Annotated in this window: 24 protein-coding genes and 2 tRNA genes; 7 read left to right on the top strand and 19 right to left on the bottom strand. The window is 62.5% G+C overall.

Features of this window, described 5'->3' with window-relative positions:
• Window positions 1–19: 19 nt before the first annotated feature.
• From PCS43_RS16660 to PCS43_RS16650, 3 genes are all read right to left on the bottom strand, one after another.
• Window positions 20–607: an ATP-dependent Clp protease proteolytic subunit gene (locus PCS43_RS16660; protein ID WP_007730960.1), complete on the bottom strand. Its 588-nt coding sequence runs from the start codon at window positions 605–607 to the stop codon at window positions 20–22.
• Window positions 608–823: 216 nt separating this feature from the next.
• Entirely contained in the window at window positions 824–2,197 is a 1,374-nt protein-coding gene (gene tig, locus PCS43_RS16655) for a trigger factor (protein WP_007730958.1), read from the bottom strand.
• Between the two features lie 115 nt (window positions 2,198–2,312).
• Window positions 2,313–2,386: transfer RNA gene (locus tag PCS43_RS16650), tRNA-Pro, on the bottom strand.
• Window positions 2,387–2,781: 395 nt separating this feature from the next.
• Between PCS43_RS16650 and PCS43_RS16645 the strand changes: the two genes are divergently transcribed.
• Both PCS43_RS16645 and PCS43_RS16640 read left to right on the top strand, forming a co-directional pair.
• Window positions 2,782–2,855, top strand: a tRNA-Gly gene (locus PCS43_RS16645).
• A gap of 192 nt (window positions 2,856–3,047) precedes the next feature.
• Window positions 3,048–3,824 (top strand): hypothetical protein, encoded by a 777-nt coding sequence (locus PCS43_RS16640; RefSeq protein WP_047270838.1) that lies wholly within the window; start codon window positions 3,048–3,050, stop codon window positions 3,822–3,824.
• On the opposite strand, the gene PCS43_RS16635 is transcribed toward PCS43_RS16640, so the two are convergent.
• Both PCS43_RS16635 and PCS43_RS16630 read right to left on the bottom strand, forming a co-directional pair.
• A complete protein-coding gene (locus PCS43_RS16635) occupies window positions 3,821–4,618 on the bottom strand; it encodes an Fpg/Nei family DNA glycosylase (protein WP_003944531.1) in 798 nt (265 codons plus the stop codon). The two genes, PCS43_RS16640 and PCS43_RS16635, sit on opposite strands and share 4 nt — an antisense overlap.
• Window positions 4,619–4,633: 15 nt before the next feature.
• Entirely contained in the window at window positions 4,634–5,107 is a 474-nt protein-coding gene (locus PCS43_RS16630) for a ribose-5-phosphate isomerase (protein WP_003944571.1), read from the bottom strand.
• Window positions 5,108–5,249: 142 nt separating this feature from the next.
• Between PCS43_RS16630 and PCS43_RS16625 the strand changes: the two genes are divergently transcribed.
• Window positions 5,250–6,086: a M48 family metallopeptidase gene (locus PCS43_RS16625; RefSeq protein WP_228232720.1), complete on the top strand. Its 837-nt coding sequence runs from the start codon at window positions 5,250–5,252 to the stop codon at window positions 6,084–6,086.
• Here the strand turns inward: PCS43_RS16625 and PCS43_RS16620 are convergent.
• The gene (locus PCS43_RS16620) at window positions 6,074–6,697 is read right to left on the bottom strand and encodes a DsbA family oxidoreductase (protein WP_007730951.1); all 624 of its coding nucleotides are present in this window, start codon (window positions 6,695–6,697) and stop codon (window positions 6,074–6,076) included. The genes PCS43_RS16625 and PCS43_RS16620 overlap by 13 nt on opposite strands.
• A gap of 166 nt (window positions 6,698–6,863) precedes the next feature.
• Between PCS43_RS16620 and PCS43_RS16615 the strand changes: the two genes are divergently transcribed.
• The gene (locus PCS43_RS16615) at window positions 6,864–8,099 is read left to right on the top strand and encodes an NAD(P)/FAD-dependent oxidoreductase (protein WP_209909148.1); all 1,236 of its coding nucleotides are present in this window, start codon (window positions 6,864–6,866) and stop codon (window positions 8,097–8,099) included.
• A gap of 65 nt (window positions 8,100–8,164) precedes the next feature.
• Window positions 8,165–10,744, top strand: a complete 2,580-nt coding sequence (gene pepN / locus PCS43_RS16610) for an aminopeptidase N (protein ID WP_065352690.1) — start codon at window positions 8,165–8,167, stop codon at window positions 10,742–10,744.
• A gap of 68 nt (window positions 10,745–10,812) precedes the next feature.
• Here pepN and PCS43_RS16605 read toward each other — a convergent pair whose 3' ends face one another.
• The 3 genes from PCS43_RS16605 to PCS43_RS16595 all read right to left on the bottom strand — a co-directional run bounded on the left by PCS43_RS16605 (window position 10,813) and on the right by PCS43_RS16595 (window position 12,415).
• A complete protein-coding gene (locus tag PCS43_RS16605) occupies window positions 10,813–11,292 on the bottom strand; it encodes a DUF5130 domain-containing protein (RefSeq protein ID WP_003944512.1) in 480 nt (159 codons plus the stop codon).
• Window positions 11,279–11,542 (bottom strand): aa3-type cytochrome oxidase subunit CtaJ, encoded by a 264-nt coding sequence (gene ctaJ, locus PCS43_RS16600; protein WP_007730943.1) that lies wholly within the window; start codon window positions 11,540–11,542, stop codon window positions 11,279–11,281. Before ctaJ ends, PCS43_RS16605 begins: the two co-directional genes overlap by 14 nt.
• A 174-nt stretch (window positions 11,543–11,716) precedes the next feature.
• On the bottom strand, window positions 11,717–12,415 hold the full coding sequence (locus PCS43_RS16595; protein ID WP_209909151.1) for an HNH endonuclease: 699 nt from the start codon (window positions 12,413–12,415) through the stop codon (window positions 11,717–11,719).
• 182 nt (window positions 12,416–12,597) lie between these two features.
• Here PCS43_RS16595 and PCS43_RS16590 point away from each other — a divergent pair, with 182 nt between their 5' ends.
• On the top strand, window positions 12,598–13,005 hold the full coding sequence (locus PCS43_RS16590; protein ID WP_003944464.1) for a globin: 408 nt from the start codon (window positions 12,598–12,600) through the stop codon (window positions 13,003–13,005).
• A 4-nt stretch (window positions 13,006–13,009) separates the two neighbouring features.
• On the opposite strand, the gene PCS43_RS16585 is transcribed toward PCS43_RS16590, so the two are convergent.
• A complete protein-coding gene (locus PCS43_RS16585) occupies window positions 13,010–13,438 on the bottom strand; it encodes a cupin domain-containing protein (protein WP_030536649.1) in 429 nt (142 codons plus the stop codon).
• A 170-nt stretch (window positions 13,439–13,608) separates the two neighbouring features.
• On the opposite strand from PCS43_RS16585, the gene PCS43_RS16580 reads away from it, so the two are divergent.
• Window positions 13,609–15,207: a glycoside hydrolase family 13 protein gene (locus tag PCS43_RS16580; RefSeq protein ID WP_161120681.1), complete on the top strand. Its 1,599-nt coding sequence runs from the start codon at window positions 13,609–13,611 to the stop codon at window positions 15,205–15,207.
• A 28-nt stretch (window positions 15,208–15,235) separates the two neighbouring features.
• Here the strand turns inward: PCS43_RS16580 and PCS43_RS16575 are convergent, their stop codons facing one another.
• The 9 genes from PCS43_RS16575 to PCS43_RS16530 form a co-directional block, all read right to left on the bottom strand.
• Window positions 15,236–15,922, bottom strand: coding sequence for a hypothetical protein (locus PCS43_RS16575; protein WP_003944553.1), 687 nt, complete (start codon window positions 15,920–15,922; stop codon window positions 15,236–15,238).
• Window positions 15,915–16,334, bottom strand: coding sequence for an acyl-CoA thioesterase (locus PCS43_RS16570; protein WP_003944573.1), 420 nt, complete (start codon window positions 16,332–16,334; stop codon window positions 15,915–15,917). Before PCS43_RS16570 ends, PCS43_RS16575 begins: the two co-directional genes overlap by 8 nt.
• Window positions 16,331–21,178 carry an NAD-glutamate dehydrogenase gene (locus PCS43_RS16565; protein WP_073512175.1) on the bottom strand — a complete coding sequence of 1,616 codons (4,848 nt, stop codon included), beginning with the start codon at window positions 21,176–21,178 and terminating at the stop codon, window positions 16,331–16,333. The genes PCS43_RS16570 and PCS43_RS16565 overlap by 4 nt, the downstream gene beginning before the upstream one ends.
• 99 nt (window positions 21,179–21,277) lie before the next feature.
• Entirely contained in the window at window positions 21,278–21,697 is a 420-nt protein-coding gene (locus tag PCS43_RS16560) for an acyl-CoA thioesterase (RefSeq protein ID WP_050654618.1), read from the bottom strand.
• Window positions 21,698–21,701: 4 nt separating this feature from the next.
• A complete protein-coding gene (ettA, locus tag PCS43_RS16555) occupies window positions 21,702–23,381 on the bottom strand; it encodes an energy-dependent translational throttle protein EttA (RefSeq protein WP_007730925.1) in 1,680 nt (559 codons plus the stop codon).
• 166 nt (window positions 23,382–23,547) lie between these two features.
• Complete coding sequence (locus PCS43_RS16550) at window positions 23,548–24,726, bottom strand: acyl-CoA dehydrogenase family protein (protein WP_136471171.1); 1,179 nt, start codon at window positions 24,724–24,726, stop codon at window positions 23,548–23,550.
• Between the two features lie 127 nt (window positions 24,727–24,853).
• Window positions 24,854–25,093, bottom strand: coding sequence for a hypothetical protein (locus tag PCS43_RS16545; protein ID WP_007733370.1), 240 nt, complete (start codon window positions 25,091–25,093; stop codon window positions 24,854–24,856).
• Window positions 25,090–25,293: a hypothetical protein gene (locus PCS43_RS16540; RefSeq protein WP_007733369.1), complete on the bottom strand. Its 204-nt coding sequence runs from the start codon at window positions 25,291–25,293 to the stop codon at window positions 25,090–25,092. Before PCS43_RS16540 ends, PCS43_RS16545 begins: the two co-directional genes overlap by 4 nt.
• 407 nt (window positions 25,294–25,700) lie before the next feature.
• Window positions 25,701–26,495, bottom strand: coding sequence for an IclR family transcriptional regulator (locus PCS43_RS16530; protein ID WP_007733367.1), 795 nt, complete (start codon window positions 26,493–26,495; stop codon window positions 25,701–25,703).
• Between the last annotated feature and the right edge of the window lie 38 nt (window positions 26,496–26,533).

Below are 26,533 nucleotides of genomic sequence, written 5' to 3'. Positions count from 1 at the left end.
AAAGGACGGGCGAACCGGCTCAGTTGCCGGTGCCGCCGGCCTGATTCGCACGGGAGACGACGTGGTCGACGAAGCCGTACTCGAGAGCTTCCTTCGCCGTGAACCAACGGTCACGATCGGAGTCCGCGGTGATCTGCTCGACCGTCTGGCCGGTGTGCTGAGCAATCAGCTCGGCCATTTCGCGCTTGGTGTGCTTGAACTGCTCGGCCATGATCGCGATGTCACTGGCGGAACCACCGATGCCGGCGGACGGCTGGTGCATCATGATGCGGGCGTGAGGCAGTGCGTAGCGCTTGCCCTTGGTGCCTGCCGAGAGCAGGAACTGGCCCATCGACGCCGCAAGGCCCATGCCGAAGGTGGCGATGTCGCACTCGGCGAACTGCATCGTGTCGAAGATCGCCATACCTGCGGTCACGGATCCACCGGGCGAGTTGATGTAGAGCGAGATGTCTCGCGTCGGGTCCTCGGCCGAGAGCAGCAGGATCTGTGCGCACAGCTTGTTGGCGATGTCGTCGTCGACCTGGGTACCGAGGAAAATGATGCGCTCTCGCAGCAAGCGCTCGTACACCGAGTCGCTGAGGTTCAACCCAGCGGTCGCTGAAGTCATGGCGGGACTCTGCAAAGTCTCCAGGTGATTGGAAGTCACGGTACCTGCCTTCTATGTGGATCTACTTGTGCGGTGGATCGTCTATGCGAAACACTTCTACTGACACAGACAGTAACGAAGTAGGGCGGCACCGGAGTCCCGGTGCCGCCCTACTTCGCTCAAAGCGGAAAACTCAGTGCAGTCGATCGTGGTGAAAACACCCGTCCGCCTGCGTTTTTACTTGTCTTCGCTCTCGGCGGAATCAGACTCGTCCGCTTCGGTTTCGGCCTCACTGCTGCCGAACAGCTCTGCGGTGTCGACAACTGCGCCGGAGGTGTCCTTGACACCGGCCGACTCGACGACGGACGCGAGAGCCTTGCCACGACGGACGTCTGCGAAGACGGCGCCGAGCTGGTTGGCCTGCTGGATCTGCTGGATGAACTGCTCAGGAGCCATGCCGTAACGCTGCGCCTGGAACAGGATGCGCTCGGTGAGCTCGTCCTGACCGACGGTGACGTTGCCCGCATCGGCAATCGAGTCGAGCAAGAGCTGCGTCTTGACGGAGCGCTCAGCGGCTTCCTGTGCATCCTTGTCGAACTCTTCGCGGCTGCTGCCCTGCTCTTCGAGGAGCTTGTTCAGTGCCTCTTCGTCGTGATCGAGACCGTGAACGGCGTCGTGCAGAGCAGCGTCGACCTCAGCCTTGACGACAGCCTCCGGCAACGGAACCTCGACGGTCTCGAGCAGCTGCTCGAGAACCTTGTCGCGGATCTGACCGGCCTGCTCGACCTTGCGGACGCGTGCGACGCGCTCACGGAGGTCAGCCTTCAGTTCTTCCAGGGTGTCGAACTCGCTGGCGAGCTGAGCGAACTCGTCGTCCTCAGCCGGAAGCTCGCGCTCCTTGACCGTCTGCACGGTCACGGTGACAACAGCTTCCTTGCCTGCGTACTCGCCGGCGACCAGCGTCGACGTGAAGTCCTTGGACTCCCCCGCCTTGAGGCCGATGATGGCTTCGTCGAGGCCCTCGATGAGCTGGCCCGAACCGACCTCGTGCGACAGTCCGCTCGCGGTTGCCTCGGCAACGTTCTCGCCGTCGACGGTGGCCGACAGATCGATGGAGACGAAGTCGCCGTCCTCGACTGCGCGGTCGACGCCGGTGAGGGTACCGAAACGCTGACGCAGCGAAAGCAGCTGCTCTTCGATAGCTTCGTCGGTGATCTCGATCGGATCGACCTCGACGTTGATGGAGCTGAAGTCAGGGAGCTCGATCTCGGGGCGCACGTCGACCTCGGCGGTGAACTCGAGGAGCTCGCCGTCTTCGATCTTGGTGACCTCGATCTCGGGCTGGCCGATGGCCTTCACGCCGGCGCTGGTGACAGCCTCGGAGTAACGCGACGGCAGAGCGTCGTTGACGACCTGCTCGAGCACAGCGCCGCGACCGACACGCGCTTCGAGGAGGCGGGCCGGAGCCTTGCCGGGACGGAAGCCGGGGAGACGAATCTGCTGCGCGAGGGCCTTGTAGGCCTTGTCGAAATCAGACTTGAGTTCCGCGAAGGGCACCTCAACGTTGATACGGACTCGCGTCGGGCTGAGCTGCTCGACGGTGCTCTTCACGAAACTTCGCTCCTTCGTCTGGTCTTGCTCACAACTTGTGTTGAATCGGTACTGCTGTCTGGCGCGGCACTTCACTCCCGGACTTACTGGAGGTGAAGTGCCATGTACGTACTTGTCGGGATGACAGGATTTGAACCTGCGACCCTCCGCTCCCAAAGCGGATGCGCTACCAAGCTGCGCTACATCCCGTTTCCGATCACATGAAACACACGATACGGCCATCCGAGGCCACTAAGACAGCGGGCCACAAAGGCAGCCACCATCGGTGACCGCGCACAACCCTATCGCGCTCACTACTCTCTCACGAACCCGACCGCCATTTGTACACGGCCCGGCTGTCGACCCCGTCAGTATGTCATCCGACGGCAGCCACATACAGCCTTGCCTCAACTGCCATTCAGAGCCGGAATCAGAAGTCGCGCCTGCGGCCGAGACACCCCAACTCGCCGAGCAATTCGCCAATTCCCCAGGTGAACGACGGTCTCGAACTTCTCCGACCCCCCGATTATGAAATCCGGTGGGGCATTGGGTACAGTTTCGTATCGCAGACGACGAACACGGCGATCCCGAGTTGTCGTATGCACGGGGATGTAGCTCAATGGTAGAGCCTCAGTCTTCCAAACTGATCACGCGGGTTCGATTCCCGTCATCCCCTCCATCAGGAGGGAAACTCCACAAAAGATCCGCATCGGCCCAGCCGGTGCGGATTTTTTGTATTCCGACTTTGTCCACTCAGACCACTCCCCTGCGGTCCGTATCCTGGAGTTGTCCGGATCGATTCTGCTCGGGAGGCCACGTGACCACGATTCTTCTCATACTCGTCGTTCTGGCCGTAGTCGTATTCCTGGTCATGAAAAGCCAGCAACGCGGTTCCGGCCACAGCGCAACACAACTCGACGATGCGAAAGCCGATGCCCGGCAGTCGATCGAACGCCTCGGCGGTCAGGTCTACAACCTGACCGGCAGTGACGACGCGTCGCGCCAAGCCCTCGCCGACGCGGCCGAACGGTACAACGCCGCAGGCTCGCAGATCGATCAGGCCGCAACGCCGGTCCAAGCACGTCTCGCGAAACAGACTGCACTGGAAGGGCTTTACTACATCCGCGCGGCACGGGTGGCGATGGGCATGGATCCGGGACCGGAAGTTCCTTCCATCGACGGACAGAAGGCTGCCGGTTCGGTCACCGAAGACCGTGAGGTCGAATTCGAGGGCCGCAAGGTCGCCGCATCACCCAATCCGTCGTCGCACACACCCAACTACTACCCCGGTGGCCGAGTCGCCGGACGCCCGGTCCCGGCCGGCTGGTACTCCGAACCCTGGTGGAAGCCTGCACTCGTCGCCGGCGCCTGGGGTCTGGGTTCGATGATGCTGTTCTCGACCATGTTCTCCGGCATGGCCGGGGTTCCTTACGGCGCAGAGGCTTTCGCCCAGGGTGGCGATCCCGGCGCCGACACAGGCTCCGGTGACTCGGGAGATCAGGGTATGGACGCCGGTGATCCCGGCGCCGACCAAGGAAGTATCGACAACACGGACTACACCGCTGACGGCGGAAGCGACTGGTCTGGTGGCGACGGAGGCGGAATGGATTTCGGGGGCGGCGGGGACTTCGGCGGCTTCGACTTCTAAGCCGACTGACAGACCGGGCACCAGAACAGGTTTCGTGCCTTCATGACGGAATGCAGGATCGGTGTGCCGCACACGCGGCACGGCGATCCTGCTCTTCTGTAGACATAGGTACGCGGACGATCCTTCGCGTACGCCGGATCTCCGTTGTCGTGCTCGGCGCGAACGACGTGCATCTTCCCCCGTCTGACGCCGACTTTCATCAATTCGACTAGGTCTGCCCACATGGCGGTCCACTCGCCGTGAGAGACGAGATTCCCCGGTCGTTCAGGGTTGATTCCGTGACGAAAGAGAAGTTCGGCGCGATAGACGTTGCCGACACCCGCCAGGACCGCCTGGTCCATCAGCAGGGCGCCGATTGCCGTCTTGGACTTGGAGATTCGCAACCAGGCCTTCTCTGGATCCGCGTCGCGGCGCAGTGGGTCCGGCCCGAGTCTGGCCTCGATCGCGGCGACCTGAGGAGGTAACAGGACTTCGCAGGCGGTGGGACCACGAAGGTCGGTGCCGAAATCGGCACCGACCATACGCATCCGGACCTGACCTACCGGTTCTTCCATCGGCAGGGCGGCGTCGGTGAACTTTCCGTACAACCCGAGGTGTACGTGAACTGTCAGACCGTTGTCGTACGTGTGCCAGAGGTGCTTTCCCCAGGCATCCGAGGACGTGAGTACGTGTCCGTCCACCAGGCGCGCGTCCTCGGCGAATCTGCCTTGCGGACTGAGGACGCGGACCGGTGAACCGACGAACTTGCGGGCATGCAACCGTGCCAGCCGGTGCAGGGTATGACCTTCAGGCACGGAACAACTTTCGGATCAGGCTTGCGGCAGAGCCGGTGCGACGCCGGTCTTCTCGTACTCGGACAGGATGTCGATACGACGCTGGTGGCGCTCTTCACCCGACCATGCGGTGGCGAGGAAAGCGTCGACGATGGCAAGCGATTCCTCGAGGGAATGCATACGTCCGCCGATGCCGATCAGCTGAGCGTTGTTGTGCTCACGTGCCAGCTTCGCCGTTTCGACGCTCCAAGCGAGGGCGCACCGTGCGCCGGGAACTTTGTTCGCTGCGATCTGCTCGCCGTTGCCACTGCCACCCAGGACGATTCCCAGGCTGCCCTCGTCGGCGACGACGCGCTTTGCGGCTTCGATGCAGAAAGCCGGGTAGTCGTCCACGGCGTCGTACTCGTGAGCACCACAGTCGATGGCCTCGTGGCCGTTCGCTTTCAGGTGTTCGATGATCTCGTTCTTACGTTCGAATCCGGCATGGTCGGCACCCAGGTATACGCGCATGGCGACAATTCTCTCAGGCCCGACCAGCCGGGCGCACCCGGGTCGACGTCACACTTTCAGGAACACGCATCGCCGCGCGAGCACACCTATCGTGGTGCCCATGTACCCCGTCAACGGCCAGGCCGCTGCACCCGCCCTTCGTATGTCACCGGGCAGTGACGCCGTTCGCCACCCGTGGGAAATCCCGCTACTCGTGCTCGCGGTACTGACGACGGTCGTCACTTATGTGGTGGCGATCGTTCTGATCGCTGCGGGTGATCTGTCGACGTGGATCCTCGTGGTGCTCGCGGCTCCGATCCTGCTGTTCCTCGCGCGAGGTCAGCTGTACGGATCGCAACAGGTCAACGGAATCAAGATGACGCCTTCACAGTTTCCGGAGGGGTATCAGCTGGTTGCCGAGGCTGCGGCACGATTCGGCATGAAAACTCCGCCGGATGCCTACGTCGTGCTGGGGAACGGACGGATCAACGCGTTCGCGTCGGGGCACGGATTTCGCCGTTTCGTCGTCGTCTACAGCGACCTGTTCGAAGTCGGTGGGCAGGCACGCGAGCCCGATGCGCTCGCATTCATCATCGGCCACGAGGTCGGCCACATCGCTGCCGGGCATGCGTCGTACTGGCGCCAGTGGGGACAGTTCGCGTCGAACTACATTCCGGTGATCGGGTCTTCGCTGTCGCGTTCCATGGAGTACACGGCGGACAACTTCGGCTTTCACATGCGTCCGCAGGGTGCACCGGGCGCGATGGGCGTCCTAGGCGCGGGAAAGTATCTGGTGGGTCTGGTCGGGTTCGACGAACTGGCCGATCGGGCGACACTCGAATCCGGGTTCTTCCCGTGGTTCGTCAACATCTTGTCGTCGCATCCGGTGCTGACCTGGCGTGCGGCTGCGCTTCGCAACCGCACGCACTCAGGGCATCTGTTCTTCCGGCCGGGTCAGCTCTACCGAAATCCGGCGCTCACTGCCGCTCAGTCGAACTGAGGATCCTCGTTGCGGGTCCGCTTGAGCTCGAAGAAGTGGGGGTAGCCGGCCAGCGCGACTGCGCCGTCCCACACCTTGCCTGCGTCCTCGCCGCGCGGGATGCGTGAGAGCACGGGGCCGAAGAACGCCACACCGTTGACATGGATCGTCGGGGTTCCGACGTCGGGTCCGACGGCGTCCATGCCCTTGTGGTGGCTCTCGCGCAGAGCCTCGTCGTACTTGTCGGTGTCGGCGGCCTCGGCCAGTTCAGGTGGCAGGCCGACCTCGGCAAGGGACGACTTGATGACGTCGGCGAAGTCCTTGTTTCCCTCGTTGTGAATCTTCGTCCCCATCGCCGTGTACAGCGGCAGCAGGATATCGTCGCCCTTCAGCTGCGCTGCAGCGATGGCGACACGGACCGGGCCCCAGGCCTTGGTCATCATCTCCCGGTACTCGTCGGGAAGGTCACGGCCCTCGTTGAGAACCGCAAGGCTCATCACGTGGAACTTGGCCTCGATGTCGCGTACCTGCTGGGCCTCGAGAATCCAGCGTGAGGTGATCCAGCACCACGGGCAGAGCGGATCGAACCAGAAGTCAGCAGTGTCCGTGGTCTTGCTCGAGGTTGCGCTCACGAAGAAACTCCCTATCAGTTCATGTCGGTCAGGTCATATCAGTTCGGGGACATACTCCCGTTCTGCCAACAATCATGAACCCGCAATCCTTCCCGCGCTTTCCCCCGAACCACCTCCCGATCGCAGTAGTGTCGAAAAGAAACGAGTACGAAGGAGTGGTTCAGTAATGAGCACCAACCGGAGATTCGTGATCGTCGGCGGCGGGCTCGCGGGCGCAAAGATCGCAGAAGCCCTGCGTGACAGAGATTTCGACGGTGAGATCACCGTATTGAGTGAAGAAGACCACCTCCCGTACGAGCGTCCGCCGCTGTCGAAAGAGTTCTTCGCCGGCAAGAAGACACTCCCCGAATTCACCGTCCACGACGGCGAGTGGTTTCGCGACCATCGCGTCGATCTTCGCCCGGGAACGACGGCAACGGCCATCGACCCCGCTGCGCACACCGTGTCACTTCCGGACGGTTCCACGATCAGCTACGACAAGCTCGCCTTGGCCACCGGTTCGCGGTCGCGGCGCCTCGACATCCCGGGATCCGACGCCGAGGGCGTTCACTACGTGCGAACAGTCGATCAGTCCGCCGCGCTGCTGCGCACCCTGGCCGCCGACAAGAAGCTCGTCGTGATCGGTGCCGGCTGGATCGGCCTCGAAATTGCCGCGTCGGCTCGCGGTTTCGACGTCGACGTCACCGTGCTCGAGCATGCCGGACTTCCGCTCGAATCGACCCTCGGCCCGGAAATGGGTGAGGTCTTCGCCGCACTGCACCGCCAGAACGGGGTGGACTTACGCACCGGCACGGACGTCACCGCAATCTCTGTCGACGGCGGTCACGCCTCGGGCGTCACTTTGATCGATGGAACCGTGATTCCGGCCGACGCCGTGTTGATCGCTGTCGGCGCATTGCCGAACACCGAGTTGGCATCGGAGGCGGGTATCGACGTCGAGAACGGGGTTCTCGTCGACGCCGGTCTGCAGAGCAGCGACCCCGACGTGGTCGCAGTGGGTGACATCGCGGCCGCACAGCATCCGATTCTGAATGCACGAATTCGGGTGGAGCACTGGGCAAACGCACTCAACCAACCCGAGACGGCCGCAGAGACCATGTTGGGACGGCCCGCCGAGTACGTACGCATGCCGTATTTCTTCACCGATCAGTACGACCTCGGAATGGAATACGTAGGTCACGCACCGCACGGCGGCTACTCCCGTGTCGTCACTCGCGGCGACGTCGACAAGCGCGAGTTCCTGGCATTCTGGCTCGATTCCGCGAACAAGGTGCTCGCCGGCATGAACGTGAACATCTGGGATGCCGGTGACGCCATCAAGGAATTGGTCGCGTCTTCGCGTCCCGTCGATCCGGAGCGGTTGGCCGATCCGGAGATTCCGCTGGCAGAAGTGTCCGCTTGAGTGAAGTCGTTCTCTTCGTGATGGGATGGACGTAATAGATCCGCACCATCTACGAGGAGATCTTTGTGGTCGCACCGAACCTGACACGCGAAACCGCAGCGCAACGGTCAGCAATCCTGACCGTCGAGAACTACCTGATCGAACTCGATCTCACCGACGGCAAAGACGCACCAGGCGAGGAGACGTTCTCCTCGAAGACCACCGTCACGTTCACCGCCACGGCCGGAGCAAGCAGCTTCATCGACATCGTCGCGGCCAGAGTCCATTCCGCGGTCCTCAACGGCACCGCGCTCGACGTCTCCGGCTACGACGAGTCGACGGGCATCAGCCTGCCTGATCTCGCTACCGACAACGAGTTGGTCATCGAGGCCGATTGCATCTACTCCCACACCGGCGAGGGACTGCACCGATTCGTCGACCCGACCGATGACTCCGTCTACCTCTATTCACAGTTCGAGACGGCCGACGCCAAGCGCATGTTCGCGTGCTTCGATCAGCCTGATCTCAAGGCCACGTTCGACGTCCGCGTCACCGCTCCCACGTCGTGGAAGGTCATCTCCAACTCCGCGGTCGTCGAGACCCTTGCCGCCGATCCCGGCAAGCACGTCTTCAGGACCACCCCGAAGATGAGCACGTACCTGGTGGCGCTCATCGCCGGTCCCTACGCGCAGTGGACCGACAACTACTCCGACGAGCACGGCGACATCCCGCTCGGAATCTTCTGCCGCGCTTCGCTGGCCGAGTTCATGGACGAGGAGCGACTGTTCACCGAGACCAAGCAGGGATTCGACTTCTATCACCGCAACTTCGGTGTTCCCTATGCTTTCGGCAAGTACGACCAGCTCTTCGTCCCCGAATTCAATGCCGGCGCGATGGAGAATGCCGGCGCCGTGACATTCCTCGAGGACTACGTCTTCCGCTCCAAGGTGACCCGCTACTCGTACGAACGTCGTGCCGAAACGGTCCTGCACGAAATGGCGCACATGTGGTTCGGCGACCTCGTCACGATGGCGTGGTGGGACGACCTGTGGCTCAACGAGTCGTTCGCGACCTTCGCTTCGGTCCTGTGCCAGACCGAGGCCACGGAGTACACGAACGCCTGGACGACGTTCGCCAACGTCGAGAAGTCGTGGGCGTACCGCCAGGACCAGTTGCCGTCGACGCACCCGATTGCCGCGGACATTCCGGACCTGGCCGCCGTCGAGGTGAACTTCGACGGCATCACGTACGCGAAGGGCGCCAGCGTCCTCAAGCAGTTGGTGGCATACGTCGGACTCGAGCCGTTCCTCGCCGGACTGCGTGAGTACTTCCGTGAGCACGCATTCGGAAACGCAACCTTCGACGATCTGCTGGGCTCACTCGAAAAGTCCTCGGGCCGTGACCTTTCCGACTGGGGTCGGCAGTGGCTCAAGACCACCGGTTTGAACATCCTGCGCCCCGACTTCGATGTCGACGCAGACGGAAAGTTCACCCGCTTCGCCGTCCTGCAGGACGGTGCTGCACCAGGCGCCGGGGAGCGTCGAATCCACCGGATCGCCATCGGAATCTACGACGACGTCGACGGCAAGTTGGTGCGAAGCCATCGCGTCGAACTCGACCTCGATGCCGCGGAAAGCACGGATGTCCCCGAACTTGTCGGCGTCGCCCGCGGTGCACTCGTGTTGGTCAACGACGACGATCTCACCTACGGCTCCGTGCGACTCGATCCCGAATCGTTGGCGACGGCGATCGAGCGGGTCGGCGACATCACCGACTCACTCCCCCGCACCCTGGTCTGGTCGGCGGCGTGGGAAATGACCCGTCAAGCCGAACTGAAGGCACGCGACTTCGTCGCGCTGGTCGAGCGCGGCATCAGTTCGGAGACCGAAGTCGGTGTGGTGCAACGTCTCTTGCTCCAAGCCCAAACCGCCATCGGCTCCTACGCAGATCCGGCCTGGGCCGAGGCCGAAGGCGCGGCGAGCTTCGCCAATCGGTTGCTCGAACTCGCACGTGAGGCAGAGGCCGGGTCCGACCACCAGCTGGCATTCGTCAACGCACTCACCGGCGCAGCACTCTCCCCGTGGCACACCGAGGTACTGCGCGAATTGCTCGACGCCGATCCCTCCACCGTTGGGCTCGACGGCCTGATCGTCGACACGGACCTGCGCTGGCGCATCGTCGGGGCACTCGCGGCCGCCGGTGAGATCGACGCCGAAGGAACCACAACTCCGTTCATCGACGCCGAAGCTCAGCGTGACCCGACCGCTGCGGGCGCTCGTCAAGCCGCGGCGGCCGCGGCCGGACGTCCGCAGGCCGCTGTCAAGGAAGAGGTCTGGGCGAAGGTCATCGGCGACGACTCCGTGCCCAACATCACCGCGCGATCGATCATCGGCGGGTTCGCTCGCGAAGGCCAGGACGAATTGCTCGAGCCCTTCGTCTCCCGCTACTTCGCCGATATCGCGGCGGTGTGGGAACGACGCTCGAGCGAAGTGGCACAGACCGTCGTCATCGGGCTCTACCCGTCGTGGTCGATCTCGGACGAATCCGTAGCGGCAGCAGACCGGTTCCTCGAAGGCGACATCCCTCCCGCGTTGCGTCGCCTGGTCGTCGAAGGTCAGGCCGGCGTGGTTCGTTCACTCGCAGCACGAAAGTTCGACGCGAGCTGACATGGGAAAGGCCGGTGCTCGCTTCGATTCTCACGAATCGAAGCGAGCACCGGCCAGTGTCTTACAAGTCAGGGCGCTGAAATCGCGGCTGCCATAACGCGGATAGCGCTGATCAGTCCGTCGATCAGGTTGCCTTCACTGAAGGATGCAACAGCTGCCGTTGCTCCGAGCTGGGTAACACGATCGGTGACCCGATCGGCGATTGCCCGACCGCTGCGAACCTCGACGGTGCGCTGGTTGGGCGAAACGGCGATCAAGACGGAACGCTCGGCTTCGGGCGTGGTCGGGAACAATGCGTCGGCACCCGCTGCCGGATCAGAACCGAGATCACCGACGTACGCGTTGAACCGCACCTTGGTGGCCCGCGTCGCTTCGGTCATCGCGACGTCGAGCGCGACCAAATCCATGGTCTCGAACGGAAGATCATCGGTGAACGGCTCGCCGATGCGATGCACACCGGATACGCGTCCACTGGACGTGACGACGCTGCCGACGGGCAGGTCCTCGGGCGCTACTGCGAGCGCGGTCGAATGATCACCACTTGCCACTTGCGGACCCTCCGATCAGATCAGCCGAACCGGCTTCGATTGCGTGTGCACTGCCGTGATGGCCACCGCGAACGGTGACCTCGTCGACAGCACTCCACAGCACGGGAGCGTGATCCCACGACTCACCGAGATGGAACGCCGGCGGAACCGGTCCCGGCGTCTTCTTCCCGAGGAAGGACGCAGCCGCGAAGAACGCGGTGATCAAGGCCGGAATCCCAACGTATATCAGTACTACCTCGAGAATGCTCACACCAGATAACGTAGCCCAGAACGCCAGGAAGGAAAGCGTCAGGGCCACAAATTCTCGGGCAATTTCGTTTCGGTGACGCTAGAACTCAATTCAGGCTGCGCCCACGCCGACACATAGCTCAGGCTGCGCCCACGCCGACACATAGCTCAGGCTGCGCCCACGCCGACACATAGCTCAGGCTGCGCCCACGCCGAGATAAGGCATCCACGCCGGATGCAATTCCTTGGTCGCCGCGAGCAGACGCCAGTGCGGTCCGGACGGCGGGACCAATTCCGCACGGAGGGTCCATCCGAGTTCGCTGAGCATCTTGTCGGCCTTGCGGTGATTGCAGGGGGCACAGCACGCGACGCAGTTCTCCCACGAATGCCCGCCACCTCGGCTGCGAGGAACGACGTGGTCGATGGTTTCGGCTTTGGCTCCGCAGTACGCACATCGGAAGTGGTCACGATGCATCAGCGCGGCACGAGTCATGGGGATGCGGGCGCGATACGGAACGCGCACGTAGGTGCGCAATCGAATGACCGAGGGAACCTGCACCGACCAGTCCGCGGAATGGACTACCGGGCCCTGTTCGTCCTCGTGGACGGTATCGGCCTTGCCGCAGGCCATCAGTACGACCGCGCGCCTGGCAGGAAGGGCGGTCAGCGGCTCGTACGTGACGTTGAGCAGTAGCACCCGACGTTTCACCCACTCGGGGACTACGCGATCGGGAGGGAACATCTCGAGGTGAGAATGCTCGTCGGAAAAGAGTGGGTCGGCAGTGTGCGCGAACCCGTCAGGAACAACTTCCAGAACAGCCCCTAACGCGTGGTTGTTCCGCGCGCTAGTGGGCTGGAGTTGTCGGTGATTGCGTGCAGCATGTCGGTTCTTCATACGACCTCCGGGAGACTGCCCCCAAGTTGACCACGGATGATCGCGTTACGCACTCTCATTTCGAACAAAATTTCCAGGACGGCCGGTGAATTTCCGGTGAATGGGTACGCACTCCGACTCGATACAACCGTCGTCGACCCGGAAACCGACCACTACGGCCGTCAGGCACAATGGAACTTGCCATGAATGACGTACAGCACGACGTGCAGCAGACCTTCTACGACGCCGTCGGCGGAGCCGAGACGTTTCACAAGCTCACCGCGCGATTTTACGAAGAGGTCGCGAAGGACGAGGTTGTGCGCCCGCTCTACCCCGAGGCCGATCTCGGCCCGGCCGAGCGGCGGATGCGGATGTTCCTCGAGCAGTACTGGGGCGGACCGCACACGTACTCGGAGGAGCGTGGACACCCGCGTCTGCGGATGCGCCACAATCCATTCGTGATCGGCCCGATCGAGCGTGATGCGTGGCTGCGGTGCATGCACGTCGCCATCGCGTCCATCGACGAGAAGACTCTGAGCCCGGTGCACCGCAAGCAGTTGATCGACTACATGGAGATGGCTGCCGCGTCCATGGTGAACTCCGCTATCTGACCGTCTACTTTGCCTTCGGCCTGAACACGCGCGCGACCCGGCGGACTGCTCGTACCCCGAACGACACCGTGGGATGCAGCGGCGAACTCAAGATTGCATGCTTGCGCACGTACTCTTCGACCTCCCACTCCGACCAACTGCCCGCACGGAAGAGTGCGGCATCGCCGACACTCAGGGTTCGCTCGGCGATTCCGTCGGCCTGAACGGTGACCGACCCTTCGATGATGTGCACGATTTCGTCCGCGTGGAAGTACCAGCGGAAGCGCCCCTTCGTGCAATCCCAGACGTGTGTAGTCGTGGTCCCGTCTTTACTCGCCGACCATTGCGCCGACCGTGCAACCGGTGTGCCGAAGATTATCCAGTCGCGGTTGATCGGATCATCTTCGAGCAGTACATGATCCAAACTGACCGCTTCGATTGCCGACAAAGTCAAGGCCAAGCCCCCTTGGTTGAATTCCCGAATACTTCTCCCCCGGCAGTAACACCAAAGTTGCCACATGGTGTCACCGCGTGAATGCAAAGTACACCAAGGCTAGGTAAAGAGTCACGCTTTTGCCGTGTCCAAGTCGTGAGAGTGCCAGACGTTTGGCACTATGAACTGCTGTGAGCACCCCCGCGGATTCGTCCTCTGTAAGCCGGCCCGAAGCCCCGTGGTGGAACGAGGCGGTCTTCTATCAGATCTATCCGCGTTCTTTTGCCGATTCGGGCAGCGACGGTATCGGCGACCTCGGCGGAGTCGAGGAGAAACTCGGCTACCTCGAACTGCTCGGCATCGATGCAATCTGGTTGAGCCCGGTGATGAAGTCACCGATGGCAGACCACGGCTACGACGTCTCGGATCCTCGCGACATCGATCCCCTCTTCGGCGATCTGGCGACGATGGATTCACTGATCACGTCAGCCCACGAACGCGGAATCAAGGTCACGATGGACCTGGTCCCGAACCACACGAGTGATCAGCACGAGTGGTTCAAGGCAGCCCTGGCGTCGGCGCCCGGTTCTGCGGAGCGATCCCGCTACATCTTCCGAGACGGCAAAGGTGAAAACGGCAACGAACCGCCGAACAACTGGCCGAGCATCTTCGGCGGCCCGGCATGGACCCGCGTCAGCGAAGCCGACGGAACACCCGGCCAGTGGTACCTGCACATCTTCGCCAAGGAACAGCCCGACCTGAACTGGGACAACCCCGAGGTCTTCGACGACCTCGCCAAGACTCTGCGCTTCTGGCTCGAGCGCGGAATCGACGGATTCCGCATCGACGTGGCCCACGGAATGGCTAAGCCCGACGGTTTGCCGGACCACGACTGGGAGCTCAACGAGCTCATGCGCAATTCCGACGACGACCCGCGGTTCAACAACCCGGCAGTTCACGAAATCCACCGCGGCATCCGCAAGGTCATGGACGAGTTCCCGGAGGCGATGACCGTCGGCGAGATCTGGGTGAAGGACAACCAGAAGTTCGGCGAATACATCCGGCCAGACGAACTGCATCTCGGATTCAACTTCCGACTTGCAGAAACCGAATTCTCCGCCGAGTCCGTCCGGGAGGCCGTGGAGAACTCTCTTGCGGCCGTCGCCGAGGTCGGGGGTGTGCCCACGTGGACGCTGTCGAATCACGACGTCGAACGTGAAGTCACGCGCTACGGCGGGGGTGAGATCGGAACCCAACGCGCACGGGCGATGATCCTCGTCGAACTGGCGCTTCCGGGCGCGAGCTTCATCTACAACGGAGCCGAACTCGGCCTGCCGAACGTCGACCTGCCCGACGAGGCACTACAGGACCCGGTCTGGGAACGATCCGGACATGCCGAGCGAGGACGCGACGGCTGCCGAGTGCCCCTTCCGTGGGAAGGAAGCGAACCCCCGTTCGGATTCACCACCGGTGCGAGCACCTGGTTGCCGATGCCACGCGAGTGGTCGACACTCACGGTGGAGGCGCAGATCGAGGACGTCGACTCGATGCTCTCGCTTTATCGCGCCGCCCTCGAACTTCGTAGCGCCAGGCCGGAGTTCTCCGGCGCCGACATCGATTGGTACGGCAGTCCCCCCGGCTGCCTCGCTTTCCGTCGACGCGGTGGTCTGATCTGTGCTCTCAACACCACGGAGGTGCCGATCGCACTGCCGAGCGGGCAGCTACTGTTGAGCAGCGCACCACTCGTCGACGGTCAACTACCCGTCAACGCTGCGGCGTGGCTGATCTGAGAGAACACCGCACCCGCCACCTGAACTCCTATCGTGCGACCATCAGCGGTATCGAACCACCGCGGTGACGGTAGATCGAACCGAACCGTGCATCGAGCCGCACCCAGGATTTGCTCGCCCGCACCCGAACCAGTTCCGAGGCGTCGATCTGCTCGAGGTCGATGTCGGCGGTCATCGCCTCGGACCCGGCGTGCGGAACGAATCCCATTGCGGTCAAGGCAAAAATAACCCGCATCGAGATCCCGACCGTGCCGGACGGACCACTGACCTCGAGCACGTCCTGATCGAGCAACGACGCCGGCGGACCGTGACTACTTCCATGCTCCAGTGCCAAGGCGTTGCCCCGCTGCGCCAGTTCGATCAGCACCCGGGCGGGTACGTCGTCCAGGTGCTCGAAGCCGTCCATCGGCGGCAACGCCCCACGCCACGCCGAATCCATGGCGAACCCCGGATCGATCAGCTCACTTGTCGCCTGCTCCACCGCCGAGAGCAACTGATCGCCGGCAGCCGAGGTGTCGTCAGGGTTGATGGTGCCCGCCACAGTGCGCGTAGCGAGAGCGTCGAAACCCGTTGACGCCCAGACGCTCAGGTGAGCATCTCCGCGTCGACGCATTCGGATGACCGCGGACTCGTCCAAGCGCAGTGCATGACCGATGAAGCCGGCCAAGTTCTTTCGCTCGGCCTCCTCGGGCACAGTCAGTACACGTTCATGCACGTTGCCAGCTCTCCAGGTACTCGCGCTCAGGGCCACTGAGGCGACGCAGACGCTGCGTGTCGATATCGAAGGCCGCGATCTGAGTCGACGCCACGATGGACGGCGGAACGCTGAGATCGGCGCCGCGCGGGCGAACTTCGTACGCGATGGTGAAGTCCACCGCGCGCACCTTTTCCACCCACATGAAGACGTCGAGCGGTGAATCGTCGTGCCGAAGTTGGCCGCGATACCGCACGTGGAGATCGGCAATCACGGCCCCGTCACGCAGGGTGACCGTCGGGCGCGAGTCTTCGAACAACCAAGGAATCCGCGCCTCTTCGAGCAACGTCACCATCCGTGCGTGGTTGATGTGCTGGAAGGCATCCATGTCGGACCACCGAACCACAACTTCGGCGTGGAATCCTTCGCTCAACGTCCTACCTCCGATCGGGTGCCCATGCTGCGCACCATGCTACGAACCTGACGCGCCGCCACCGAGAGCGTCGCGAGGTCAAGCGTCCCAGACTCGAAGATCTCGACGAGAGCTGCCCTCGCCCGGCTCAGGCGAGAGGCGTTGGTCGATTCCCATTCGTCGATCTTTTCCTGCGGCGACTCCCCCGGCTCGCCGCCGGCCAGAACCTCCATCGTCAACTGCCGAAGCGAACTGTAAAGGTCGTCTCGCAACGCGAGCCTCGCGAGCGAGTGCCAGCGATCGCCGCGCTCGAGTCCCGAGACCGCGCTCAGCAACCAGTCGATTCCCAGATGCGCGTCCAAGGCGTAGTACAGCTCCGCGACTTCGGTGATGTCGTGATCTGCGATGTCGGCGATATCCGCGATGTCGAGCAGGCAGTAGACGTCGAGCAGTCGGAACACGTCCAGCGCCAACGCTTCCGGAGCCCCGCGATCGATCACCGATTGAGCGCGCACCAGCAGATCGTCGAGCTGATGGCCCGCAAGCAGCCCCGGAACCAGAGGTGCCGTCGCCCGATACGCCGCCGAGTAACGCGCTACCTCGGCGCCGACGGCGATCGGCTGGGGCCGATTGGCCAGGAACCACCGCGACGCGCGGTCGAGCAAGCGGCACGACTCCACGATCAGCTCGTTTTCGATCTCTGCACTGACGCCCGCCGAGCGGATTCGCGACCACACCTCGTCGAGCGCAAAGACCTCCCGCACAGCGGCGTAGGCACGAATCGAGTCCGTACTGCTCGCTCCGGTCTCCTCGGCCAAGCGGTAGGCGTAGGTGATTCCGCCGTTGTCGATCACTTCGTTGACGAGCATCGTCGCAACGATCTGCCGACGCAACGGGTGGGCCTTGATCTCCGTTTCGAACCGATCGCGAACAGCGGTCGGGAAGTACTGCGGGATCTGCTGGGCGAAGAAATCGTTGTCCGGCAACTCGGTTGCAAGTAAATCGTCCTTGAGTGAAAGCTTGACGTGCGCCGTCAGCGTCGCCAGTTCCGGCGACGTCAGACCCACACCGGCCTCGAGTCGACGCTCGATCTCCTTGTCGGTCGGCAACGCCTCCAGCTTGCGGTCAAGGCCACGTGCTTTGGTCAGATCCGTCAACTGACGGCGGTGAACACCGAGCATCTGCGGCGCCGTCACGCGGGAGATTCCGAGCAGCGCATTCTGGGCGATGTTGTCCGCCAACACCAGCGCAGCCACGTCGTCGGTCATCGACGCCAGCAACGGATTCCGTTCCGGTGACGGCAGCAACTGCGAGCGCACGAGCGAATCGAGAAGAATCTTGATGTTCACTTCGTGATCGGAGCAGTCGACGCCGGCCGAGTTGTCGATGGCGTCGGTGTTGATGTGACCGCCGTTGGCGCTGAACTCGATTCGTCCCAGAGCTGTCACGCCGAGGTTGCCGCCCTCCCCGATCACCTTGACCCGCAGGTCTTGACCGTCGACACGCACCGCGTCGTTACTCTTGTCGCCAACCTGCGCATTGGTCTCGGTCGACGCTTTGACGTACGTACCGATTCCGCCGTTCCAGAGTAGGTCCACCGGTGCCGACAGAATCGCCTGCATCAATTCCGGCGGCGAGAGCTTCGTGACCCCCTCTGCCAGACCCAGTGCGATCCGGACGCTTTCGGCGATCGGAACCGACTTGACCGTGCGGTCCCAGACGCCGCCACCTTCACTGATCAGGCTCTTGTCGTAGTCGGCCCACGACGACCGAGGCAACTCGAACAGTCGTTGACGTTCGACGAACGAGCTCGCTGCATCCGGGTTCGGATCGAGGAAGATGTGTCGATGGTCGAACGCACCCACCAGACGGATGTGCCGACTGAGGAGCATTCCGTTGCCGAACACGTCTCCGCTCATGTCGCCGACGCCTACCGTCGTGAAATCCTGCGTCTGCGTGTCGACCCCGAGTTCGCGGAAGTGCCGCTTGACGCTTTCCCAGGCGCCGCGAGCGGTGATACCCATGCCCTTGTGGTCGTATCCCACGGAGCCACCGGAGGCAAACGCGTCGCCGAGCCAGAAGTCGTACTTGGCGGCAACCGAATTGGCGAGATCCGAAAACGTCGCCGTGCCCTTGTCCGCGGCGACCACCAGGTAGCGATCCTGATCGTCCTTGCGCACCACTCGATCCGGCGTCACAACTTCGCCGGTAGCCGCGTGCACGTTGTCGGTGATGTCGAGCAATCCGGAGATGAACGTGGTGTAGCAGGCCTTGCCGGTTTCCAGCGTCGCCATTCGATCAACGGCCGGATCACCCGTCGGCAGAGGCGGATTCTTCACGACGAAGCCGCCCTTGGCGCCGACCGGCACGATCACCGCGTTCTTGACGGCCTGAGCCTTCACCAAGCCGAGCACCTCGGTGCGGAAATCCTCGCGCCGGTCGGACCAGCGGAGCCCGCCGCGCGCGACTGCGCCGAATCGCAGGTGGACGCCTTCGACCTCGGGTGAGTACACGTAGATCTCGAAAGCCGGCCGCGGCTTGGGCAACTCGCTGATCCGTGAGGGATCGAGCTTGACCGACAGGTAGTCGCGAGAGCGGCCATCGGCGTCGACGACGTAGAAATTGGTACGCAAGGTCGCCTTCACCAAGGAGAACATTCCACGCAGAATGCGATCGGCATCCAAGCTGAGTACCTCGTCGATGGACGCACGCAACTGCTCGTCCAATTCGGCGACGCGAATGTCGTCCTGCTTCTCGGGGTCGAACATCGCCTCGAACAACTGCACCAATGCAAACGCGGTCTGCGGGTGTGTAAGCGCGATTCCTTCGATGTGGAACTGACTGTACGGAAATGTGGCCTGGCGCAGATACTTTGCGTAAGCACGCAGCACCACGGCTTGCCGCCAGGACATTCCGGCCCGCAGCACCAACTCGTTGAATCGGTCAGCTTCTGCCCGGCCGAACCAGACTGCACCGAATGCAGCCGTGAATCGCTTCTGGACCTCGGTCAGCGGGGCGGTACTGGTCTCGAGCGGCACCTGCGCATCGAGGTCGATCTCGACCGACGCCCGAAGATCCGCCGGTACCGACAATCCGAAATCGTAGATCCAGCACTGAACGCCGTCGAGTCGCTGCACGACGTGCGGCCGCTCGTCGAGAACTTCGACGCCGAGTGACTGCAGCACCGGTAGCACCTGGCTCAACGAGATACCGTCGCCGCCGACGAAGAGCGTGAAGCGCCAGGCACCGGGCGCGGAGTCCACAGCACGATAGAGCAGTACGTCGATCGCGCCTGGCGCCAACGCCTCGAGTCTGGCGATGTCGGCCAACGCGCGTGACGGTTCGAAGTCCTCCTTGTATCCATCGGGAAGCACCCGCGAATACCGCTGCACCAGTTCCGGATCCACACCCGGACTTTCACGAACAAGGTCGTTGATGCGGTCGTCCCAGCTACGACTGACTTCGGTCAACAGAGCCTGAACTCGCTCGCGGTTGGCCTCGGAGACATCCAGATGAACCGGCTCACTGTCCGGATCGCGCCGGATCGTCACGTGCAACAGCGCAAGATCGTTCTCGGTAACCCGGGCGGTGTAATCGACTGTGCCTGGTCCGAATTCGCGCCACAGCAGGTTTTGCATCGCCAGTCGCACCCGCGTCGTGTACCGGTCGCGGGGTAGGTACACCAAGCAGGACACGAAGCGTCCGAACGTGTCCTCGCGGACAAAGAGTCGCACCTGTCGACGCAGCCCGATGCTGTGCACGGCGTGGACGGTCTCGAACAAGGTCTCGGCGTCGCTCGAGAACAACTCGGTGCGTGGGAACGACTGGATGACCTCGAGCATCGCCTGACCGGAGTACGAATGCAGGTCGACACCGGCACGCGCGATGACTTCGCGGACGCGGCGCTCGATCAGAGGAATCGCGAGGACGTTCTCGTGGAGTGCGACCACGGTGAACACACCCAGGAATCTGTGCTCCCCCACGATGTTTCCCTCGTCGTCGAGGATCGAGACACCCACGAAGTACGGGTAGACAGCGCGGTGCACCGTGGCGGGGAACGATCCCTGCGTCAGGACCAGAAGCGGTCGATCCGGGAGATCTGCAACTGGAGGCAAACTCATCGGGCCTTCGGTGACCGCGTCGGAGCGCAGCACGCCGAGTCCACTGCCGGCGACCGTGCGTGAACCGTCCTTCGTTCCCTCGAATCGCCGGTATCCGAGCACGGCATAGTTTCCGTCCGCCATCCACCGCAGCAGCCGGGCGGTGTCGGAGAATTCTTCGGGGGTGATCCTCCCGGAGGCAGTTTCTGCGGCACTCTCCAACTCGTCGGCAACGCGCAGTTGCAATGCCTTCATGTCCGGGGTGTCACCAACCACCTGGCGGACGTCCGCGAGCACCTTGCCGAGGTGTGCTTCGATCGCGTCGAGAGCGGAATCCTCGACTTCGGAGTCCAACTGGACGTGCATCCAGGATTCTTGGATACCGCTGTCGCCCAAGGACATCAGATTGCCCGAGTCATCGCGTTCAACCGTCAGGATCGGATGGGCGAATTGACTGATTCCCACACCTTGTCGGTTGAGCATCGCGGTAACGGACTCGACGAGCAACGACATGTCGTCGGTGACGATCTGGACGGCAGCGCCGAGACCCTCGGATCCTGACGGGCGGTACACACGCCATACGGCCGTGCCCGGGGTCCGCTGCCTCCCGAGCGCAAGATGCGCGAGCAGGACTCGATCCGATCGACCGTTGATGACGTCGTCGCTGTCACCCTCGTCGATATGCGTGAAAAAGGCCTCGCGAAGACGCGTCAACAACGTCGCTTCGTCGAGGCCTGTGCCCTGCTGCCGTACACGGTCTGTCATTCCTGGCTCACATCCTTGTGGGTTCTGATCGCCGCGACCAATCTCTGACTCGAGACTAGCCGCGGCAACCAGTACCTAGGGTGAACTGAGAAACGAAATCTACGATGTCGTCATCTGAACAAGCGATGCTTCGAGCACCGCGCGTTCGCTGTCCGCCAGCGGTCTGGACTTTTCGGACACCGTGTCGAATCCGACCATCAACGCGTCGCCGAAAGCGCATTCGACACCCGCGTTGTCACGGATGACGTGCCGAACCGTGAACGAGGAAGTCCCGACGTGAGTCGTGAAGATCTCCACGTTCAAGGGACCGGACCGATCGGTGACCGGCTTGAGGAACTCGACGGTCATCTTTCGAACCACGAGGTATCCCGGCCGGCCGCCGAGCGGCGCCAGTTTCGCTTCCAGGAAGTGGATGCGCGCTTCCTGCATGTACTCGACGTAACGCGTGTTGTTGACGTGACCCAACCGGTCGGAATCGCCCCACCGGACCTGGATCTGCGCTGTGTATACGTCGGACACCGGATCAGTCCCTGGTGAGCTTGCGGTGAGTCACGCGGTGCGGGCGTGCGGCGTCGGGGCCGAGTCGCTCGACCTTGTTCGCCTCGTAGCCCTCGAAGTTGCCCTCGTACCAGTACCAAGCTGCCTCGTTGTCGCCGAAGCCACCTTCCCACGCGAGGATGTGGGTACAGGTCCGGTCCAGGAACCAGCGATCGTGCGAGATCACGACGGCGCAGCCGGGGAACTCTTCGAGAGCGTTCTCCAGCGAGCCGAGGGTTTCGACGTCGAGGTCGTTGGTGGGCTCATCGAGCAGGATCAGGTTGCCGCCCTGCTTGAGCGTCATCGCCAGGTTCAGGCGGTTGCGCTCACCACCGGAGAGGACGCCGGCCGGCTTCTGCTGATCGTGGCCCTTGAAACCGAACGAGCTGATGTACGCGCGCGAGGGGAACTCGGTCTGGCCGACGACGATGAAATCGAGCCCGTCGGACACGGTCTCCCAGACCGTCTTCTTGGGGTCGATTCCGGAACGGTTCTGGTCGACGTAGCTCAGCTTGACCGTCTGACCGATCTTGACCTCACCGGCGTCAGGCTCCTCGAGACCGACGATGGTCTTGAACAGCGTCGTCTTACCGACGCCGTTGGGGCCGATGACGCCGACAATTCCGTTGCGCGGCAACGTGAACGAGAGATCCTTGATCAGAACGCGACCGTCGAAGCCCTTGTCGAGGTTCGAGACCTCCACGACCACGTCACCCAGGCGCGGCGGTGCCGGGATCTGGATCTCGTCGAAGTCGAGCTTGCGCGTCTTCTCTGCTTCGTTCGCCATTTCCTCGTAGCGATCGAGACGAGCCTTGTTCTTGGCCTGGCGGGCCTTGGCGCCGGAACGAACCCATGCGAGCTCGTCCTTGAGGCGCTTCTGCAGCTTCTGATCCTTCTTGCCGGCAACTTCGAGGCGTGCAGCCTTCTGCTCCAGGTAGGTGGAGTAGTTGCCCTCGTACGGGTACAGGCGTCCGCGGTCGACTTCACAGATCCACTGCGCGACGTGATCGAGGAAGTAACGATCGTGGGTCACGGCGAGGATTGCGCCGGGGTAAGCAGCGAGGTGCTGCTCGAGCCACAGAACCGATTCGGCGTCGAGGTGGTTGGTGGGCTCATCGAGGAGCAGGAGATCGGGCTTGCTCAGCAGCAGCTTGCAGAGTGCAACGCGTCGCTTCTCACCACCGGAGAGGTGGGTGACCATCTCTTCCGGCGGGGGGCAGCGCAGGGCGTCCATAGCCTGCTCGAGCTGCGAGTCGATCTCCCACGCATCTGCGTGATCGAGCTTCTCCTGCAGTTCGCCCATCTCTTCCATGAGCTCGTCGGAGTAATCCGTGGCCATCAGCTCGGCGATCTCGTTGTACCGCTTGAGCTGGACCATCGTCTCACCGAGGCCGTCCTCGACGTTCTCGCGAACGGTCTTGGTCTCGTCGAGCTCCGGCTCCTGCATGAGGATGCCGACGGTCGCGCCCGGAGCCAGGAAGGCCTCGCCGTTGCCCGGCTGGTCCAGTCCGGCCATGATCTTGAGGATGCTGGATTTACCAGCGCCGTTCGGTCCGACGACACCGATCTTCGCGCCGGGGTAAAAGCTCATCGTGACGTCATCGAGGATGACCTTGTCACCGTGCGCCTTGCGCACCTTCTTCATCGTGTAAATGAACTCAGCCATGACCGCCAGCCTATCGGTGTTTGCCCTATAACCCACATTGCGCGTTGGCCGTCACTCCGATGCGGGTTCTGCGGACAGTCCGAGGTCATCGACCAGATTCACCGACATGCTCATCGACCCCCACGAAAACCGCGATGGGGACACCTCCGGGTGTCCCCAGGACGGCTCAGATCATTGCCCTGTGGATGCCCTTCGGCTCGCCACCGAGCTGCGAGAGCGTCGACGCATGGAAAATGGAACCGGGTACATGGATCGCGTGCGCCAAACCGGCATGAGCATCACGCCAGAACCGCTGCATCGGCGTGCTCAACTGCAAAGCCCCACCACCGGAACGAGCAAAGATCTCGTCCACCGCACGCACCGCCCGCCACGCAGCAGCAGTCTGCGTACGCCGACCGATCGCACGAAGCTCGAACGAAACTTCCTGCCCCTTCTCCGTCATGTCCCAGAAACGATCCACCGTCTCCAAGATCGCAGCCCGAGAAGCAGCGATCTCGGCCGCAGCCTCACCGATCGCGAACAGCACGTACGGATCTTCCTTGATCGGAACACCACTGACCGTCACACGCTCACGCTGCGCCGCCATGTTGCACGCCAACGCACCCTCGGCGATACCGATCAACGACGAAGTGATCCCCAACGGGAAAATGCACGAGAACGGGAACTTGTACAACGTCTCCGTACGAGCCGCTTCCTTCCACGCCGTCCCGTCGAAAACCTTTCCGGCGTCGATCGTGCGGTACGTCGGCAAGAACGCATCCTTGACGATCAGATCCTTCGACCCCGTACCGCGCAGACCCACGACATTCCAGCTGTCCTGGTCGATGTCGTAATCCGAACGCGGCAACAACACGTGCAGAATCTTCGGCGGCATCAACGGCTTACCGGACTCGTCACCGACCATCGCACCGATCATGATCCAGTCACAATGATCGGTACCGGACGAGAACGACCAACGACCGTTGAGGATGTACCCACCCTCGACCGGCCTCGCCACACCCATCGGCGCATACGGCGACGCCATCCACGTATCAGGATCGGTTCCCCACACCTCTTCCTGAGCCTTGCGGTCGAAGAACGCAAGCTCCCACGGATGCACACCGACGATGCCGCTGACCCAGCCCGTGGCACCATCCATCGCACCGATAGCCATTGCCGTCTCGGCGAATTCACGCGGATGCGCCTCGAGGCCACCGAACTCCTTCGGCTGCAACATCCGGATGACGCCGGCGTCGCGCAAACGCTTCGCGCTGCCGTCCGTCAAGCGCATCAGCTTGTCACCCTCGACCCCGTCGGCGCGGATCTCGTCGGCGAACTGTGAGATGTTGTCCAGAACCTGACCCATGATCTTCCGCCTCCATTGATAGCCCGCCAACCTTCAATAAAGTAGAACACGTTCTAGAAAAATGCGGAAGTAGAACGGCCAGTTCATTCAGCGCCGATCAATACGAATGCGACAAGGCCAGTGGCGTTCAGGTCGACACGTGCCCCAGTCCCGCGGTCAGAATGCGAATACACCTCATCGCAACTTCCGCAGGCGAGCCGTCGCCATACGCCGGGGAGTCGCCGTCAACCCACGCGACAACGGCCATCCGCTGGGCCGTGTTCGCTGCAATTGCAAGCAAACGCACTTCCAGTGGGTCTGCGCCGGGTCCCATCAAATCACGCAGTACGAGCACCAATGCAGTCTCGGTGTCGTTGACCAAGCTCACCACGCGTTCCGAAGCGCCGGATCGCCAGGAACAATCCTTTGAAGTCGGCGAATCAACGCAATCGCATCGGGTGTTGCAGCAGGTGAATTCAGTGCGACGCGGGCGGCGGATGCCAGCACCTGAACAACAGGCGTACCCGGCGAACTGGACGCGATATACCCGAGCCATTCGTCGATCCCGTTGGCGAGTATCGGCCTCACCGCATCTTCCTTCGTCCGAAGCATCGATAGAACGTGCGAAGTCCGATTCCAGCTGCGCGTGCAATGCCCTCGGCAGTCACCGGATTCTCGCCGCGAACGACAAAAAGCTCTGCAGCACAACGTGATATCTCCAACTTTGCCTGCTCCTTCCGCCGTTGGGTGAGCGACGGGGAGTTAGACACTGAACCATGCTCATGCCAGTATCGCACGGTGCGCCACCGTGCTTCGGAGTCGAACAGGAAGAACCCTGGCATCGGCTGCGGAAGCCATGAACCGTCCACTTCGCCTTCGATCAGTTCCGCCACCGGCTGGACATCGAGACGCCAGGCCAGCCTCGTCTCACCCCCATCGCCATTTGACGCGATTCGAGGCGGCAGCGCAGGACCAAGTCTACGGATCATCGACGTTCACGAACGCATACGCCTGGGTCCCGCCGACGGCAACGCTCGCAGTTCACGCATGGTGCGTTGAACATCGAAATGTGTCGCAGTTTGGCCAACCGCCCCCCAAATCGATGACGCTACAAGGCGGACAGGTACCGCACTTCGGTAGTCGAGTTTGAGCATCGCGGACGGACCGGAAACAGCAACGGCAGCAATCGCGTTTCCTTGCGGCCCAACCGGTGCAGCAACGCAATTGAGGCCGGGACTCAACAGCCCCGCGCCGTACGCTACGCCGGTATCACGTATTCGACTGAGTTCCTGCCTTAGAGTCATCGGCGCTTCAGCGCCCACAGGGGAGCCTCCGAACGCAAGGAGCGCACGTCCAAGAGCCGACCTGTCGGCCGAAGAACGTTCGCCGACACGAGTAGGAACTACACCGGACAGCATTCCGCCGATCTTGTCGAGGTAAACGACATCCGGCGCGTCCAGCACTCCGAACTGCACTACCAGTCCGGTCACTCGATGCAACTCGCGGAGGAAGGGCAAAGCGACCGAATACAATCGATCCTGTTGTATTGCAAGGCTTCCCAGCTCCATCAATCTGATTCCAAGGCAGTAATCAGTGCCATCCCGCCGGAGCCACTTCTTGGCGACGAGCTGCTCGAGCATGCGATGCACCGACGAACGAGGCAAGCCGGTAATTCGCGAAACTTGACTGAGAGTGAGCTGTCCGGACACTTCGAAAGCATCCATGACCGACGCCAGTCGATCCAGGAACCCCGCCGGGGTCGTAGCGTCTGCACGAGCGGAAGCTTGCATGCGAATTCCTTGAAGTCATTCCCACAATTTATGGTGCA

It is taken from the genome of Rhodococcus sp. C-2, assembly GCF_027854095.1.
Taxonomy (GTDB): domain Bacteria; phylum Actinomycetota; class Actinomycetes; order Mycobacteriales; family Mycobacteriaceae; genus Rhodococcus_F; species Rhodococcus_F qingshengii.
This window is presented reverse-complemented; position numbering and strand designations above follow the sequence as displayed.